Raw genomic sequence first — 15,992 nt, forward strand, 5'->3', positions numbered from 1 at the left:
CAAAGACTGATGCTCCCTGGTTAGGGGTCAGTCGCGCCAGTCCACAGCGGCAGAGATCTTGCCGATAATCGTGCGCCACCCGAGACTTGCGGTTTGTGCCCCGATTTTCTTGAGCCGCCGCCGACCCCGGAAGCCGCCCAGGCCGCCGCTGACGGTCGCCCGGAGCGCCTCGTCGAGGTCGTCCAGGCTGGAGCCTGGCGAGAGCATGTCCAGTACGGCCGGCAGACGTAGAGCGTACGCCAGGTCCCGGGAGACCTCGCCAGCCTCGATCAGTAGCGTGGCGTCCCACACGTCGTGGCCGCCACGCAGATTCTCCACCACGAGGTCGAGTTCGTAGGAGTCCTCGTCGAGCGGGGCGATGTCCGCCGGCTCGACCCGCTCGACGAGCTGGTCCCAGGTGTCGAGCTGGGAGAGGTCGTGCGGGGCGCCGGACCGGATGAAGGTGACGAGCCCCTCGGGGCTCTTGAAGAGCAGCAGTTTGCCGCGGTGGGTGAGGAAGGCGGGCACCTCTTCGCCCTCCTCCTCCTCGTCCTCCGTCTCGTCGGCGGAGTCGTCGTCGGCGCTGTCCTTCTCGCCCTGGCGACCCGCCCCGGCCTTCGGGTCCTTGCCGCCGTCCTCCTCGTCGGCCTCGGCGAACTGCTCGGCGAGCTCCTCGTCGAGGATGACGACGGTCTCGTCCTCCTCGTCGTCCTCCACCACCCGGGAGCGGCCGGCGAAGAGGTCGTCCTGCTCCCGCTCGGAGATGTCCGTCGGGGTCAGCGCGGTCGAGGGGCGGTAGGCCCGCAGCGTGAAACCGGAACCGGCGGGCAGGGCGATCTCGACCGGGTCGATCCGGACCTCTTCCCACAACGACCGGTCCGCCGGCTCGGAAGGGGTCTCGCTCCGGTCAGCCTCGGCGGTGGTCTCCGTGGAGCCGGCCTCGTCCTGTTCCGAGTCGGTGGGGCTGTCACCCTCGACGGGCTCGTTGCCAGGCTCGTCGGTATCGGGCCGGTGGGACGACTGGCGGGCCACTCTGACCTCCGTGTGCGCTCGGTATGGGCACCCCCGACCCGGCCCGGTTGCCGGCGGATCGGTGACTCTGCGCACACACCCTAGTAGGCCGCTGACGGACGCGGATGCCGGCACCCCGTTGGTTCTCGCCGTACCCATTAGTAGGCTTGCTACCTATGAACGCACAGTCGCTGCACGGTCACCTCGACGCGCTGCTGCTCGCGGTGCTCGAACGGGGGGCGCAACACGGCTACGCGATCATCGAGGCGCTCCGCGCCCGCAGCGGCGGTGTGCTCGATCTGCCGACCGGAACAATTTATCCGGCACTGCGCCGGCTGGAGCGCGCCGGCTACGTCAGCAGTGCCTGGAGCGTGGTCAACGGCCGGGAACGCCGTACCTACGAGTTGACCGACGCCGGGCACCGCGCCCTGGCCGGTCAGCGGAGCAGTTGGCGGGAGTTCAGCTCGACGGTGAGCCGGTTCCTGGACGTCGCCGAGCCCCCGTCCGCGCCGGCCTGACACCGTTGCCGAGCCCCCGTCCGCGCCGGCCTGACACCGTCGCGGACGCCACCGGTCGGAGAGTCGGCGGGCTCGGCGCGGCTGAGCGGACCTGACCGGTCGCCCCGCTCAGCCGCGCGGTGCCGGATAGGCGAGTTCCGCGCCGCGCTGGCGTTTCCACTGGTCCCGGTACCAGCCGGGCTGGTCGACCAGTTCGGAGTGGTTGCCGCGCTGCACGATCCGACCCGAGTCGAGTACGACGATCTCGTCGTAAGCCTCCAGTTCGGAGAGCCGGTGCGTGACCAGCAGCACCGTACGGGTCGGGCCGGCGTACGCGGTGGCGGAGGTGAGTACCCGGTCGGCGGCGTGCGGGTCCAGACCCTCGGTCGGCTCGTCGAGCAGCAGTACGTCGGTCGGCGCCGCGAGCAGGGCCCGGGCCAGCGCGAGTCGCTGCCGTTGGCCACCGGAGAGTTGACCGCCGTCCTCGCCCACCACGGTCTCCCAGCCGGCCGGCTGTTGGCGTACCCAGTCCAGCAGGCCGGCCGCCTCGGCGGCGGCGGTCAACTCGTCCTCGGTCGCCCGGCTCCGGCCGAGCAGCAGGTTCTCCCGTACCGTGGTGTGGAAGACGTGCGCCTCGGCGAGCAGGCCGCTGACCGATCGGGTCAGCTCCTCGCCGGAGAAGGACGCCAGGTCGAGACCGCCGACCGTCACCCGGCCGGCCTCCGGTCGTACCGCCCCGGTCAGTACCGCGAGCAGTGTGCTCTTGCCCGCCCCGCTCGGGCCGACAACGGCGATCCGGCGTCCCGGCGGCAGCTCCAGGCTCACCTGGTCGAGGGCTGGGGGTGCGTCCGGTCGGTACCGGACGGTCACCTGCGTGATCCGGCTGCCGACCCGCCCGTTACCCGGACCGCTCCGGTCGGTGGCGGCGTCGGCGGCTTCGGCGGTGGCACCGGTCGGGTCCACGGTGGCGTCGGTCGTGGCCAGGCCCTCGGGGTCGGCGAGCAGTTCGGCCACCCGGTCCAGGCCGGGACGCAGTTGGGTCCACTGTCGGGCGGCGCCGACCAGCGCCAGTGCCGCCTCGACCGCGGCGAGGGTGCCGACCGCGAGGACGCCGACCAGTACCCCGTCCACCTCCGTCCGGAGTGCCACCAGGACCACCGCGGCACTTGTCGCCCCGGACAGCAGTACCCCGAGGCCGTCGACGGCCCAGCTGGCGGCCGCCGTCCGGCGCTCCAGTCGGGCCAGTTCCCGGGCCCGGGTCGCCGCCCCGTCCAGTGCGGTCCGGGTCGCGCCGAAGGCGGCCAGTTCGGCGGCGCCGTGCGTGAGATCCACCGCGTCCACGGCGAGCGTGCCCCGCAAGGGGGCGACCAGGGCCGACGTACGCCGGGTGAGGACCGCCGCCAGGACGGGCAGGGCCAGGCCGGCGAGCAGCAGACCGCCGGCGAGCGCCAGCGCGGCCGGGACGGAGACGAGGGCCGTGCCGCCGACGGCGAGCAGCCCCACGACGGTGGCCGCGGCCGCCGGGACCAGGACCCGGAGCAGCAGGTCCTGGACCGCCTCCACGTCCGAGACGAGCCGGCTGAGCAGGTCGCCGGAACGCTGCCCGGCGGTGGGGCGCCCGGCCGAGGCCAGGGTGGCGAAGACCCGGGTCCGGACCTCGGTGACCACCCGCAGCGCGGCGTCGTGGCCGGCGAGCCGTTCGGTGTAGCGGAGCACACCACGTCCGATGGCCAGGGCCCGGACCGCGACGATCGCGACGGTGAGGGTGTCGAGCGGCGGTCGGCCGGCCGCGCTGATCAGCAGCCAGGTCGCGGTCGCCATCAGGACGAGCCCGGCGAGTTCGGTGCCGGCGGCGAGCAGGCCCGCACCGACCAGCCGACCCAGGTACGGCCGGCTGAGGTGCCAGACCACGCGTTCGGACCGCAGGATCGTCCCGGCCGGACCCGGTACCCCGTGGATGGCCGTCCCGCCGACCGACGTCCCGCCGGCCCGGGGTGTCGTCCCGGCCGGAACCGACGTTCTCGCTCCGGTCCGCGGTGTCATGCCAGCCTGCCTTCCGGGACCAGCCCGGTCGTCGTCTCCGGGACGGTGGTCGCCGTGGTCGTCGTCGGCTCCTCGACGACCCGACCGTTCTCCACCCGCAGTACGCGGTCCGCGCCGGCCAGCAACGTCGGCCGGTGCGCGACGAGCAGCGCGGTACGCCCGACGACGAGTCGACGGGTCGCCGCGAGTACGGCTGCCTCCGAGCCGCTGTCGAGCCGTGCGGTCGGTTCGTCGAGCAGGACGATCGGCGCGTCCCGCAGGAAGGCCCGGGCCAGCGCGACCCGCTGCCGTTGTCCGCTGGAGAGCCCGTGTCCACGCTCCCCGAGTCGGGTCCGCAGACCTTCCGGCAGCAGCGCCACCACCTCGTCGAGGGCGGCCGCCCGGACCGCCGCCCGGACCGATTCGGTGCTGGCCTCCGGGGCGCCGAGCCGGATGTTGTCGGCCAGCGAGGCGGCGAACAGGTGCGCCCGCTGGGGGACCCAGGCCAGTCGGCGACGCCACTCGTCGAGGTCGAGCGTGGCGAGGTCGACGTCGTCGACGGTGATCCGTCCGCTGGTCGGGGCGACGAAGCCGAGCAGCAGGTGGAGCAGGGTGCTCTTGCCGGCGCCGCTCGGCCCGACGATCGCGATCCGCTCGCCGGGCCGGATGGTCAGCGAGACGTCCCGTAGCGCGGTGGTCCGCTCGTATTCGACGGTGACCCCCTCGAACCGGATCACCCCGCTCGTCCCCGGCACCCGGCTCGTCGTCGGTCCGGCACTCGGCGCCGGCACTCCGGTCGGGCCCGGCCCGCCACCGGCTTCCGGCGATCCGGCCGGGGCCGGGTTCAGCAGGGTCAGCGCCTCGTCCAGCGCGGTCAGCCCTTCCTGGCTGGCGTGGAACTGGCTGCCGGCGGCACGCAGCGGCAGGAACGCCTCGGGGGCGAGCAGCAGCACCAGCAGCGCGGTCCGCAGCGGGAGCCCGCCGTCGAGCAGTCGCAGGCCGATCGGTACCGCGACCAGCGCCACCGAGAGGGTGGCGACGAGTTCGAGGACCAGCGCGGAGAGGAAGGCCACCCGCAACGTCCGCATGGTCGCGACCCGGTGCTGGTCGGCCATCCGGCGGACCATCGCCACCTGGGCCCGGGCCCGGCCGAAGACGCGCAGCGTCGGCAGCCCGGTCACCATGTCCAGGAAGTGCCCGCCGAGCAGACTCAGCCGCCGCCACTGCCGTTCGGTCGCCGCCTGCGCCTGCCAACCGAGCAGCGCGCCGAAGACCGGGACCAGCGGCAGCGTCACCGCGATGATCAGGGCGGAACTCCAGTCGGCGAACGTCAGCTGGGCGAGCACCGCCACCGGCACCGTCACGCTCAGCACCAGTTGCGGCAGATAACCGGTGAAGTACGCGTCGAGCGCGTCGAGTCCCCGTCCGGCCAGCGTGGCGAGCTGCCCGGCCCGCTGTCCGGCGAGCCAGGCCGGGCCGTGCCGCGTCACAGCGGTGAGCAGTTCGGCGCGGAGCGTCGCCTTCACCGTCGCCGCGATCCGGGCCGCCACCACACCACGGGCCCAGGCCAGGGCGGCCCGGCCGGCCACGCTCGCCAGGAAGCCGACCAGGGCGACCCGGTCCAGTCGCCCGCCGGCCGCCGCCGCCAGCACGGTGGCCAGGGTGCCGGCCTGTACGACGACCAGCGCGGCGCCGGCGACGCCGAGCAGGGCGAGTACGCCGAGCTGCGGTCGGGCACCGGGTACCCGGTGCAGCAGGCGCGGGTCGAAGGGTCGACGGCTCACCAGTGGACCACCGTCCGGATGTCGGGTCGACGGCGGAAGATCCGCCAGCAGACCGGTTGGAAGCCGAACAGTACCGGCAGCAGCGGCACGATCAGCCAGCTCAGTACCTCCACCGCCGCTCGGCGGCGGCGGTGTCGTTTACTACGTCCCGTAGTAAAGAGTACCAAGACTCGGCGACAGGTGCCGGAGGGCCAGCTCACAGTGGGGATCGCCGAGGGCGGGTAGCGGCTCCGCTCAGCGCAGGAACAGTGAGATCGGCAGGCTGACCAGGATCGTCGCCACCACCAGCGCGGCCACGCCGGGTAGCCGGTTCGGTCGCGGCGCGACCAGCAGTCGGCGTACCCGGGCGTCGAGATGCGTGTCGGCGACCCCGAGGGCACCGGCCGGGGTGATCCGCGACCCGGCGGTGGCGAACCGCAGCAGCGCGCCGGCGAGCGGCCCGTCCGCGTGCTGGAGCCGGGCCTTGTCGTCCGCCCGCATCTCGACCAGCAGCCCGACCGTCTCGTGCGCGGCACGCACCCAGCGGGCCCAGGGCAAGGCCCGGCACAGCGCGGTGAACGGCAGCAGCACCAGGTCGTGCCGTTCGTCGGCGTGCGCCCGCTCATGGCTGAGCACCGCGGCGAGCTGCGGCCGGTCCAGCAGGCTCAGGGTGCCGGCGCTGACCACCACCTGCGGACGTACCCCGGGGAGGCAGTAGGCGGCGGCGCTCGGGTGGTCGAGGACCAACGCGCCGGGCGCGGCCGGATCGTCCCGGGCCACCAGGGTGAGCAGGTCCCGGTGCCGGCGCTGGGCGCGCAACGTGCTGGAGATGCTGCGCGCCGTCGAGCCGAGCAGCACGGCGGCCACCCCGAACCCGACGCCGACCAGCGCGAGCTGCGTCACGCCCAGTCCGGGCGGCAGCGGGCCGCCGCCGAGCAGGTCACCGCCGAGCGAGCGCAGGGCCGAGCCGGTGCTCTCGCCGTACGGGGCCAGCCCGACCGAGAGCGGCAGGCCGATCGCGGAGAGCCCGAGGGCCAGCCCGACCGCCTGCCAGCAGATGATCGCGACCCGGGGGCTGTGCCAGGTCCACGCCGCGCCGAGCCGACCGGCGCCGGTGAGCGCCTGTGCGGCCAGGTAGCACGCCAGGGCGGTGATCGCGAAGTGGGCGACGTACGCCATCGGGGTCAGCCCCGCCGCTCGGGAGCGGGCGGCCGGTCGAGGGTGCCGCCGGCCTCCTCCCCGTCGAGCGCGGCCCGCAGGATCTCGGCCTCGGTACCGGACACCGATCGGGCGAACCGGACCAGCGCGGCGTCCCGGCTGCCGGCCAGGTCGAGCGCGTCGAGCATCAGCCGGGCGATGTGCGCCTCCCGGCTGGCGGCCGGCCGGTAACGCCAGGCCCGACCCTCCCGCTCGCGCTCCACCATGCCCTTGCCGGCGAGCCGGTCCAGCACGGTCATCACCGTGGTGTACGCCAACTCGCGGTCCCGTAGCACATCGGCCACCTCGCGCACGGTGACTCCGCCGTCCGTGCTCCGGTCCCAGAGCACGTCCATCACCGCACGTTCGAGATCACCGAGTCGTGTCACGACGGCAAGTCTACTACCCATCGTCGTACGTCGGTTCCGGTCATTCCGCCCGTTCGACGTCGACCGGCGGGGCCCACCCCGGGGCCGTTCACGGCTGGCTGAGCCGGATGTCCGACTGGCCGCCGACGGCTTCGAGATCCCAGCGTTTCCCGAACGCGTTGCTGCCGGTGAGCAGGATCCGGCCGAGCGACTCGGGCACCACCGGGTCCAGCACGACCCGTCCGTCCCTGGGGTGCAGCCCGAGCAGGGTACGGAGGAACAACAGCGGCGCACCGCTGGCCCACGCCTGCGGGTTGCAGGCGGTCGGGTACTGCACCGGGGAACGCCCGAGTGACCGGTCGTACCCGGAGAACGCCTCCGGCAGGCGGAAGTTGGAGTGCTTGGCGGCCTCCAACATCGCCATGATGATCCGGTTGGCCTCCTCCCGGAAGCCGTACCGGGCCAGCCCGTCGGCGATGATCGAGTTGTCGTGCGGCCAGACCGTGCCCATGTGGTAGCCGATCGGGTTGAAGGCCGGGTCGGTGCTGGCCGTGGTGCGTACCCCCCAGCCGGAGAAGAGCTGGTCGGACATGAGCTGGCGGGCGAGGACCTCGGCCCGGTCCGGCGGCACGATCCCGCTCCACAGCAGGTGACCGATGTTGGAGGTGAGCGAGTCGATCCGCTGCTTGTCGCCGTCCAGGCCGACCGCGTAGTAGCCGCCCCGGTCGTCGATCCAGAAGTCGCGGTTGAACCGCTCACGCAGCTCGCCCGCCTGTGCGCGCAGCCGCGCGGCGAGGGCCGGGTCGTTCAGCGGACCGTCGGCGAGCTCGGCGACCCGCAGCTTGGCGTCGTAGCTGTAGCCCTGGAGTTCGCAGGTGGCGATCGGCAGGTACGGCACGATCCCGTTGGAGAACAGCACCCCGTTCCACGAGTCGCGCCAGCACTGGTTGCCGAGTCCCTGGGGCGAGCGGGTGGCGTACTCGACGTAGCCGTCGCCGTCCAGGTCGCCGTACTCGTCGATCCAGCGCAACGCGGCCTCGACGTGTTCGCGCAGGACGACGACCAGCCGGTCGTCGCCGGTCCACCGCCAGTACTCGGAGAGCAGGATCAGCCAGAGCTGGGTGGCGTCGGCCGTGCCGTGGTACCGGCTGTGCGGCTTCAGGCCGAGCTGGGTCAGTTCACCCCGGCGGATCTCGTGCAGGATCTTGCCCGGTTCGGCGTCCCGGAAGTCGTCCCACTCGGTCGCCTGGTGCGTGGCGAGCATCACCAGCACCCCGTACGCCAGGTCCTGCCAGAAGGCGATCATCTGGTACGCGGTGATCAGCATGTCCCGCCCGAAGAAGGCGAGGAACCAGGGCAGTCCCGCGGAGCAGACCAGCAGCGGATCGTCACCGCGCCCGATCTTGAGCAGTTTCCGGTGGTACTCCGGCTCCTCTCGCAGGTCCTTGTAGACCCGCATGGCCACCAGGTCGGACACCGACCGGTCGTACACGTCGCGCAGCAGTTCGGAGCCGTCGAGCAGGTGGGGGAGGCGTCGGCGTACCGCGACAGCGGGGTCCTGCCGCTCGGCCTCCGGCGACGCGCCGAGGAACACCTCCTCGAACCGGCGCCGGACCGGCATGACGTCGACCGGCCAGAACTCCATTGGCACCGTGACGTTGCATCTCCAGGGCTCGTTCGGCCGCAGTTCGAGATCCCACACCAGGTCGTCGCCCTCGACCCGGGTGGCCGGCAGGTCGACCCCGATCTCCGTGCGGACCGAGTACGGCCCGTTGCGGTAGCGGAAGGTCAGGCCCGAGCCGTCGCCGGAATGTTCCCGGGTGATCTGCGCGGAACGGTCCCGGACGGTCTCCTTGATCTCGAAGAGGTCCGCGAAGTCGGTGCCGACGGCGAGCCGGAGTTGTACCGGGACCGGCTTCCGGGCGAAGCACTGCAGCACGATGCGTTCGTGCACGCTGTCGGCGATGAAGCGGTGCCGTCGGACGCCGACGGTGTTCGCGGGAAGTCCGGGCAGTTCGGCGTTGGCCAGGAAGAAGCTGGCCGAGTAGTCGTCGACCAACCCGGAGGCCAGGACGAGCAGCGGCGCGCCGTTGAGGGTCAGCTCCCACCGGTTCAGCAGTCGGGTGTCGTGGTGCACCAGACCGCCGATCGAGCCGGGCGGCACGTCGCCGACCCGGTTGGAGATGAGGAACGACAGCCCCTCGAAGATCCCGATCGCGTCCGGTCCGAGGTCAGGCGGCAGGTTCCGGACCACCGGGCTCGGGGTCTGGTCGGGCGGGGTGGCACCCGGCGTCGGGTCCGCCGGAGTGGGTCGGCCCACGGTGTCCGTCATGGCGCCTCCACATGTCACGGGGACCGTGGTCGAGCCTAGGCGGACCAGCCGGACATGTCGGCGATAACGGGAAGCTTCCCCGGGCACGGGGACCGGGGCGCCGACCGTGGCGGGCGCCCGGCCGTCACACCCCCTTCGGGTGCCAGACCGTCTTCGTCTCCAGGAACGCGGTCATCCGGCCGACACCCGGGTCCGCGGACCAGTCGACCGGCCCGGCCGGCGGGCGGAGCACCCGCTTGAGGTTGCCGGCGGCGGCCCGCTCCAGTTCGGTACCGAGTCCAGGGTCGTCGACGCCGGTCAGGTCGAGGGCGTTGACGTCCATGTGGCCGGCGAGCCAGGGCGCGGTCTCGGCCGGCCGGCCGGTGAGCAGGTTGACCACCCCGCCGGGCAGGTCCGAGGTGGCCAGCACCTCGGCCAGGGTCACCGCCGGCAGCGGAGCCGACTCGGCGACCAGCACCACCACCGTGTTGCCGGTGACGATCGCCGGGGCCACCACGCTGACCAGCCCGAGCAGCGCCGGCTCGGCCGGGGCGAGCACCCCGACCACCCCGGTCGGCTCCGGCGCGGAGAGGTTGAAGTACGGCCCGGCGACCGGGTTGGCGTTGCCGTACACCTGGGTGATCTTGTCGGACCAGCCGGCGTACCAGACCCAGCGGTCGATCGCCTCGTCGACCTCGGCCGCCGGCACGCCCAGCCCGACGAACTGGTCCCGCCGGCCCTCCAGCATCTCGGCCACCCGGTAGAGGACCTGACCCCGGTTGTACGCGGTCGTACCGGACCAGCCCTTGACCGCGGCCCTTGCCGCCAGCACGGCGTCGCGGACGTCCTTGCGGGAGGCGAGTGCCACGTTGCTGCCGCCGTCCGTCGAGTCCACCAGATACGACCGCCCCGACTCGCTGCGCGGGAACTTCCCGCCGATGAAGAGCTTGTACGTCTTGCGCACCGCGACCCGCTCAGACATTCAGGTACGCCTCCAGCCCGTGCCGACCGCCCTCGCGGCCGTAACCCGACTCCCGGTAACCGCCGAACGGCGAGGTCGGGTCGAACTTGTTGAACGTGTTCGCCCAGACCACCCCGGCCCGCAGCCGGTCGGCCAGCCAGAGGATCCGGGAACCCTTCTCGGTCCAGATCCCGGCCGACAGCCCGTACGGGGTGTTGTTCGCCTTCTCCACCGCCTCCGCCGGGGTACGGAAGGTCAGCACCGACAGCACCGGGCCGAAGATCTCCTCCCGGGCGATCCGGTGCGCCTGGCTGACCCCGGTGAAGATGGTCGGGGCGAACCAGAAACCCTGGTCCGGCAGCTCACACGGCGGGGACCAGAGTTCGGCGCCCTCGGCGCTGCCGGCGGCGGAGAGTTCCCTGATCCGGTCCAGTTGGGCGGCCGAGTTGATCGCCCCGACGTCGGTGTTCTTGTCCAGCGGGTCGCCGACCCGCAGCCGGGCCATCCGCCTCTTGAGCGAGGTGAGCACCTCGTCGTACACCGACTCCTGGACCAGCAGCCGGGAGCCGGCGCAGCAGACGTGGCCCTGGTTGAAGAAGATGCCGTTGACGATCCCCTCGACGGCCTGGTCGATCGCCGCGTCGTCAAAGACGATGTTGGCCGCCTTGCCGCCGAGTTCCAGGGTGAGCTTCTTGCGGGTGCCGGCCACCGTCCGGGCGATCTGCCGGCCGACCTCGGTCGAGCCGGTGAACGCCACCTTGTCGACGCCGGGGTGCTCGACCACCGCCCGGCCGGTCTCGCCGGCCCCGGTGACGATGTTGACCACGCCCGGCGGCAGGTCGGCCTGCTGGCAGATCTCCGCGAAGAGCAGCGCGGTCAGCGGGGTCGTCTCGGCCGGCTTGAGCACCACCGTGTTACCGGTGGCCAGCGCCGGGGCTACCTTCCAGGCCAGCATCAGCAGCGGGAAGTTCCACGGGATGACCTGGCCGGCGACGCCGAGCGGGCGGGGTTCCGGGCCGAGGCCGGCGTGGTTGAGCTTGTCCGCCCAGCCGGCGTAGTAGAAGAAGTGCGCGGCGACCAGCGGGATGTCGACGTCCCGGGACTCCCGGATCGGCTTGCCGTTGTCCAGCGACTCCAGCACGGCCAGTTCCCGGGCCCGTTCCTGGATGATCCGGGCGATCCGGAACAGGTACTTCGCCCGGTCCCGGCCGGGCATCCGGCCCCACACCTCGTCGTAGGCGCGCCGCGCGGCGCGGACCGCCCGGTCCACGTCGGCCCGGCCGGCCTCGGTGACCTCGGCCAGCACCTCCTCGGTGGCCGGGTTGACCGACTTGATGGTGCCGCCGTCACCGGTCTCGACGTCGCGATCCTCGCCGTCGACGAACTCGCCGTTGATGAACAGGCCGTACGACGGCTTGAGGTCCACCACGGCGCGCGACTCCGGCGCGGGGGAGTATTCGAACATCGTCAGTCCAGGGTGAAGTAGTCGGGACCGGAGTAGACGCCGGTGGTCAGCTTGGTGCGCTGCATCAGCAGGTCGTTGAGGAGGCTGGAGGCGCCGAACCGGAACCGGTCGGGGTGCAGCCAGTCCTCGCCCACGGTCTCGTTGACCAGCACCAGGTACTTGATCGCGTCCTTGGTGGTCCGGATGCCGCCGGCCGGCTTGACCCCGACCTGGCGGCCGGTCGCGTCCCGGAAGTCGCGGACCGCCTCCAACATCACCAGGGTGACCGGCAGGGTCGCGGCCACCGGCACCTTGCCGGTCGAGGTCTTGATGAAGTCGGCGCCGGCCAGCATCGCCAGCCAGGAGGCCCGGCGGACGTTGTCGTAGGTGACCAGTTCGCCGGTCTCCAGGATGACCTTGAGGTGGGCGTCCCCACAGGCCGCCTTCACCGCGACGATCTCGTCGAAGACCTCGGAGTAGCGGCCGGAGAGGAAGGCGCCCCGGTTGATCACCATGTCGATCTCGTCCGCGCCGCCGGCCACCGCCGCCCGGGTGTCGGCGAGCCGGACCTCCAGCGGGGCCTGACCGGACGGGAACGCGGTCGCGACGCTGGCCAGGTGCACGGTGCTTCCGGCGAGGACCTCGGCGGCGAACGGGACCATCGTCGGGTAGACGCAGAGCGCGCCGACCGCCGGACACGACGGGTCGGCAGGGTCCGGCCGGAGCGCCTTGGCAGCCAGGCCGCGTACCTTGCCCGGCGTGTCGGCGCCCTCCAGCGTGGTCAGGTCGACCATCCGGATCGCCAGGTCGATCGCCCACGCCTTGGCGGTGGTCTTGATCGAGCGGGTGCCGAGCATCGCCGCCCGTTGCTCCGCGCCGACCTGGTCCACGCCGGGCAGGCCGTGCAGGAAGCTCCGCAGGGTCGCCGCGGAGCGGCCCACCTCGGACAGGTCGGACCGGGCCGACGCCGTTGTCGCCGTCATGCGGGCAAGCATACGCACCGGGGCGAGGGTGTGATCTTGACCATATCCGGGGGCACCGGACGGAGTGGTCCGCCGACCGGCGGGTCCTGGGCAGCCGGGTTACTAGTAGGTTGAGCGACCGTGGACGTACTCGTCGTTGACCATCCCGTGGCCCAGACGCGGCTGAGCGTGATGCGCGATGCCCGGACCGACTCCGCGTCGTTCCGCGCCGCGCTGCGCGAACTCACCACCATGCTGGTGTACGAGGCCGCGCGCTCGCTGCCGGTCGAGACCTTCCCGATCGAGACGCCGGTGACGTCGACCCGGGGCATCCGGCTGGCGAACCCGCCGCTGCTGGTCCCGGTGCTCCGGGCCGGGCTCGGGATGGCCGACTCGGCGCTCGCGCTGCTCCCCGAGTCCTCGATGGGTTTTGTCGGGCTCGCCCGCGACGAGCAGACGTACGAGCCCCGCGCCTACATGGAGTCGCTGCCGACCGATCTGACCGGCCGGCCGGTGCTGGTGCTGGACCCGATGCTGGCCACCGGGGGGTCGCTGGAGCACTGCTGCCGGCTGCTCGCCGACCGGGGCTGCACCGACATCACCGTGCTCTGCGTCCTCGCCGCGCCGACCGGCATCGAGCGGCTGGAGCGCTCCGGCCTGCCGCTGCGGTTGGTGACCGCCGCGGTCGACGAGCGGCTCAACGACAGCATGTTCATCGTGCCCGGCCTCGGGGACGCCGGCGACCGTCAGTTCGGCGGCATGCCCCGGTTCTGAGCGACTGCCCGGTTCCGCGCCGCTCACCCGGCTGCCGTCCGCCCATCCGGGCCGGGTGCCCGTCCGGGCCGGTTCTCGCGGGCGGCCGGGGTCGGCGGTGGGGGCGTGCCGGCCACTTCCGGCCACCATCGGTACACCGACGGCCGGGACACATGCATGGTTGGCCCGGACCGGCTACCGTTCCGGGCCATGACTGGTGTTGGGTTGGCCGAGGAGCTGCTGCTGCTCGGCTATGACGACAAATCCGGCAAGGCGACCGGTTCCCGGATCGGCCTCGACCTCGGCATGGCCGCCGCCGTGCTGGTCGAGCTGGCGCTCGCCGGCCGGCTCGCCTTCTCCGACGGTTCGCTGGTGGTCACCGACCCCACCCCGATCGGCGACCCGATCGCCGACGACGTTCTCGCCCGGATCGCGGCGGACACCCCGCACACGCCGGCCTCCTGGGTGCAGCGGCTGCGGCACGGGCTGCGCGACCGGATCCTCGGCGACCTCTGCTCCCGGGGCGTGATCAGCGACGTCGACGAGACCAGGCTCGACCACATCCACGTGCACCGCTATCCGGTGCTGGACCCGTCCGTCGAGGCGGAGATCCGGGGCCGACTGGTCGACGCGTTGACCGGGGAGCGGACGCCGGACGAGCGGACCGCCGCGCTCGCCGCGGTGATGGCGGCGATCCGGGTCGAGCCGAGCCTCGGGCTGACCGGGCCGGCCGCCGAGGACGCCCGCAACCGACTGTTGGAGATCGCCCGCGGCGCCGGCTTCGCCGACGGCGGCGTCAGCCTGGAGGAGTCGACCATCCGCCCCTCGGTGGCACTGGTCATCGCCGCGCTGTCCCGGGCCATCGAGACCGCGCTCGGCACCCGCGCCTGAGCACCGCCCGGGCCCGGGCGCGCCACCAGGCAAGCCCCGACCACACCTGACGTCCCGCTGGCCGGACCGGCCGGACCGGGACACCCCGGGATGTCCGGACCGGCCGGGCCGGTCCACGGCCGGCGGAACCGCCCGGAGCTACCAGATGCCGAGCGCCGCCGCCGTCTCGGTGCGCAGTGCCCGTACCGAGGCCGCGGCGCGCTCCCGGGCCGCCGGCAGATCACCGTCGACGACCGGCTCCACCACCTCCAGGTACGCCTTCAGCTTCGGTTCGGTGCCGGAGGGCCGGATCACCACCCGGGCGTTCTCGGTGCGCAGGATCAGCACGTCCGCCTCGGGCGCGAGATCCTCGACCGAGGTGACCGGCTCGTCCAGCAGCGTTGCCGGGGTCCTGGTCCGGATGTACGTCATCGTGGTCCCGATCTCGCTCAGGTCGTCGACCCGTACCGAGAGCTGGTCGGTCAGGTGCACGCCGAACTCGGCCGCCAACTCGTCCAACCGGTCGGCGAGCGTACGCCCCTGCGCCTTCAGCGTCGCGGCCAGCTCGGCGACGGTCAGCGCGGCGGTGATCCCGTCCTTGTCCCGGACGTGTCCGGGCGCCACGCAGTAGCCGAGTGCCTCCTCGTAGCCGTACGTCAGTTCGGCGTCCCCGGACTCGGCCCGGACGATCCACTTGAACCCGGTGAGGGTTTCCGCGTACGGCACGCCGCGCGCCTCGCACAACGCCCCGAGCAGCGACGACGACACGATGGTGGTGGCGTACAACCCGCCCCGGCCCCGCCGGATCAACTGGTCGGCGAGGAGTACGCCCACCTCGTCGCCGTGCAGCATCCGCCAGCCCCGGACCGGATCCGGGACCGCCACCGCACACCGGTCGGCGTCCGGGTCGTTGGCGATCGCCAGGTCGGCGTCGATGGTGCGGGCCAGCGCCAGCAGGCGGTCGGTCGCGCCCGGCTCCTCCGGGTTGGGGAAGGGGACGGTCGGGAAGTCCGGGTGCGGCTCGGCCTGCTCCGGCACCACTCCCGGCAGCTTGAACCCGGCCCGGGCGAAGACCGAGGTGAGCACCGCCGCACCCACCCCGTGCAGCGGGGTGTACGCGATGGTCAGGTCACGGGGCCCGTCCGGCGCGACCACCGCGGCGGCGGCCCGGACGTACTCGGCGGTGACGTCGTCGCCGAGCACCTCACCGGCCGGCCCGAGCGGTACCGCCGCCAGCGGGCCGACCGAACGGATCGCCTCCTCGATCTCGGCGTCGGCCGGAGGCACGATCTGCGCACCACCGCCCCGGGCCCCACCGAGTTCCGTGCCGAGGTAGACCTTGTAGCCGTTGTCCTGCGGCGGGTTGTGGCTGGCGGTGACCATCACCCCGGCGACCGCGCCGAGGGCCCGGACCGCGTACGCCAGGACGGGAGTGGGCAGCGGCCGGGGGAGCAGCAGCGCCCGCCGCCCGGCAGCGGTGGCGACCTGGGCGGTCCGCTCGGCGAACGCCTGCGAGCCGTGCCGGGCGTCGTACCCGATGACCAGCGGGCCGGGGGTGTCGCGGGCCGCGAGCCAGCTGACCAGGCCGGCCGCGGCCTGGGTGACGACGGCGAGGTTCATCCCGTTCGGGCCGGCCCGCAGTGGGCCGCGCAGCCCGGCGGTGCCGAAGGTCAGCGGCCCGGCGAACCGGTCGGCCAGCTCGGCCGTGCTCGCCGGCAGCCGGTCGAGCAGCTGCCGTAGGTCGTCGCGGGTCGCCGGGTCGGGATCGTCGTCGATCCAGGCCTGGGTACGGGCGCGGAGGTCGTCCAGCTCGGTGAGTTCAGCCGCCATCCCGACTTGATAGCACGCCCGCCG

General features: G+C 72.9%; 13 protein-coding genes. 3 read left to right on the top strand and 10 right to left on the bottom strand.

Translation table 11 applies throughout. From position 1 onward, the window contains the following. Positions 1-27 precede the first annotated feature (27 nt). Entirely contained in the window at positions 28-1,011 is a 984-nt protein-coding gene (locus V1633_RS13940) for a DNA primase (protein WP_331214701.1), read from the bottom strand. A gap of 155 nt (positions 1,012-1,166) precedes the next feature. Between V1633_RS13940 and V1633_RS13945 the strand changes: the two genes are divergently transcribed. Beyond that, positions 1,167-1,508 carry a PadR family transcriptional regulator gene (locus V1633_RS13945; RefSeq protein ID WP_331214702.1) on the top strand — a complete coding sequence of 114 codons (342 nt, stop codon included), beginning with the start codon at positions 1,167-1,169 and terminating at the stop codon, positions 1,506-1,508. A gap of 108 nt (positions 1,509-1,616) precedes the next feature. Here the strand turns inward: V1633_RS13945 and cydC are convergent, their stop codons facing one another. The 8 genes from cydC to deoC all read right to left on the bottom strand — a co-directional run bounded on the left by cydC (position 1,617) and on the right by deoC (position 12,536). Beyond that, the gene (gene cydC, locus V1633_RS13950) at positions 1,617-3,530 is read right to left on the bottom strand and encodes a thiol reductant ABC exporter subunit CydC (RefSeq protein WP_331214703.1); all 1,914 of its coding nucleotides are present in this window, start codon (positions 3,528-3,530) and stop codon (positions 1,617-1,619) included. After that, positions 3,527-5,293: a thiol reductant ABC exporter subunit CydD gene (gene cydD / locus V1633_RS13955; RefSeq protein ID WP_331214704.1), complete on the bottom strand. Its 1,767-nt coding sequence runs from the start codon at positions 5,291-5,293 to the stop codon at positions 3,527-3,529. Before cydD ends, cydC begins: the two co-directional genes overlap by 4 nt. Positions 5,294-5,527: 234 nt before the next feature. Further along, positions 5,528-6,451, bottom strand: a complete 924-nt coding sequence (locus V1633_RS13960) for a M56 family metallopeptidase (RefSeq protein WP_331214705.1) — start codon at positions 6,449-6,451, stop codon at positions 5,528-5,530. 5 nt (positions 6,452-6,456) lie between these two features. After that, positions 6,457-6,858, bottom strand: coding sequence for a BlaI/MecI/CopY family transcriptional regulator (locus V1633_RS13965; RefSeq protein ID WP_331214706.1), 402 nt, complete (start codon positions 6,856-6,858; stop codon positions 6,457-6,459). Positions 6,859-6,946: 88 nt separating this feature from the next. Next, the gene (locus V1633_RS13970; protein ID WP_331214707.1) at positions 6,947-9,169 is read right to left on the bottom strand and encodes an amylo-alpha-1,6-glucosidase; all 2,223 of its coding nucleotides are present in this window, start codon (positions 9,167-9,169) and stop codon (positions 6,947-6,949) included. A 124-nt stretch (positions 9,170-9,293) separates the two neighbouring features. Next, positions 9,294-10,130: an aldehyde dehydrogenase family protein gene (locus V1633_RS13975; RefSeq protein ID WP_331214708.1), complete on the bottom strand. Its 837-nt coding sequence runs from the start codon at positions 10,128-10,130 to the stop codon at positions 9,294-9,296. Next, the gene (locus V1633_RS13980) at positions 10,123-11,574 is read right to left on the bottom strand and encodes an aldehyde dehydrogenase family protein (protein ID WP_331214709.1); all 1,452 of its coding nucleotides are present in this window, start codon (positions 11,572-11,574) and stop codon (positions 10,123-10,125) included. Before V1633_RS13980 ends, V1633_RS13975 begins: the two co-directional genes overlap by 8 nt. Before the next feature lie 2 nt (positions 11,575-11,576). Then, on the bottom strand, positions 11,577-12,536 hold the full coding sequence (gene deoC, locus V1633_RS13985; protein WP_331214710.1) for a deoxyribose-phosphate aldolase: 960 nt from the start codon (positions 12,534-12,536) through the stop codon (positions 11,577-11,579). 120 nt (positions 12,537-12,656) lie between these two features. Here deoC and upp point away from each other — a divergent pair, with 120 nt between their 5' ends. Both upp and V1633_RS13995 read left to right on the top strand, forming a co-directional pair. Further along, positions 12,657-13,289 (top strand): uracil phosphoribosyltransferase, encoded by a 633-nt coding sequence (gene upp, locus V1633_RS13990; RefSeq protein ID WP_331214711.1) that lies wholly within the window; start codon positions 12,657-12,659, stop codon positions 13,287-13,289. Positions 13,290-13,478: 189 nt separating this feature from the next. After that, entirely contained in the window at positions 13,479-14,159 is a 681-nt protein-coding gene (locus V1633_RS13995) for a GOLPH3/VPS74 family protein (RefSeq protein WP_331214712.1), read from the top strand. 138 nt (positions 14,160-14,297) lie between these two features. Here V1633_RS13995 and V1633_RS14000 read toward each other — a convergent pair whose 3' ends face one another. Further along, complete coding sequence (locus V1633_RS14000; protein ID WP_331214713.1) at positions 14,298-15,968, bottom strand: phospho-sugar mutase; 1,671 nt, start codon at positions 15,966-15,968, stop codon at positions 14,298-14,300. Positions 15,969-15,992 lie beyond the last annotated feature (24 nt).

The organism is Plantactinospora sonchi (assembly GCF_036422035.1).
Taxonomy (GTDB): domain Bacteria; phylum Actinomycetota; class Actinomycetes; order Mycobacteriales; family Micromonosporaceae; genus Plantactinospora; species Plantactinospora sonchi.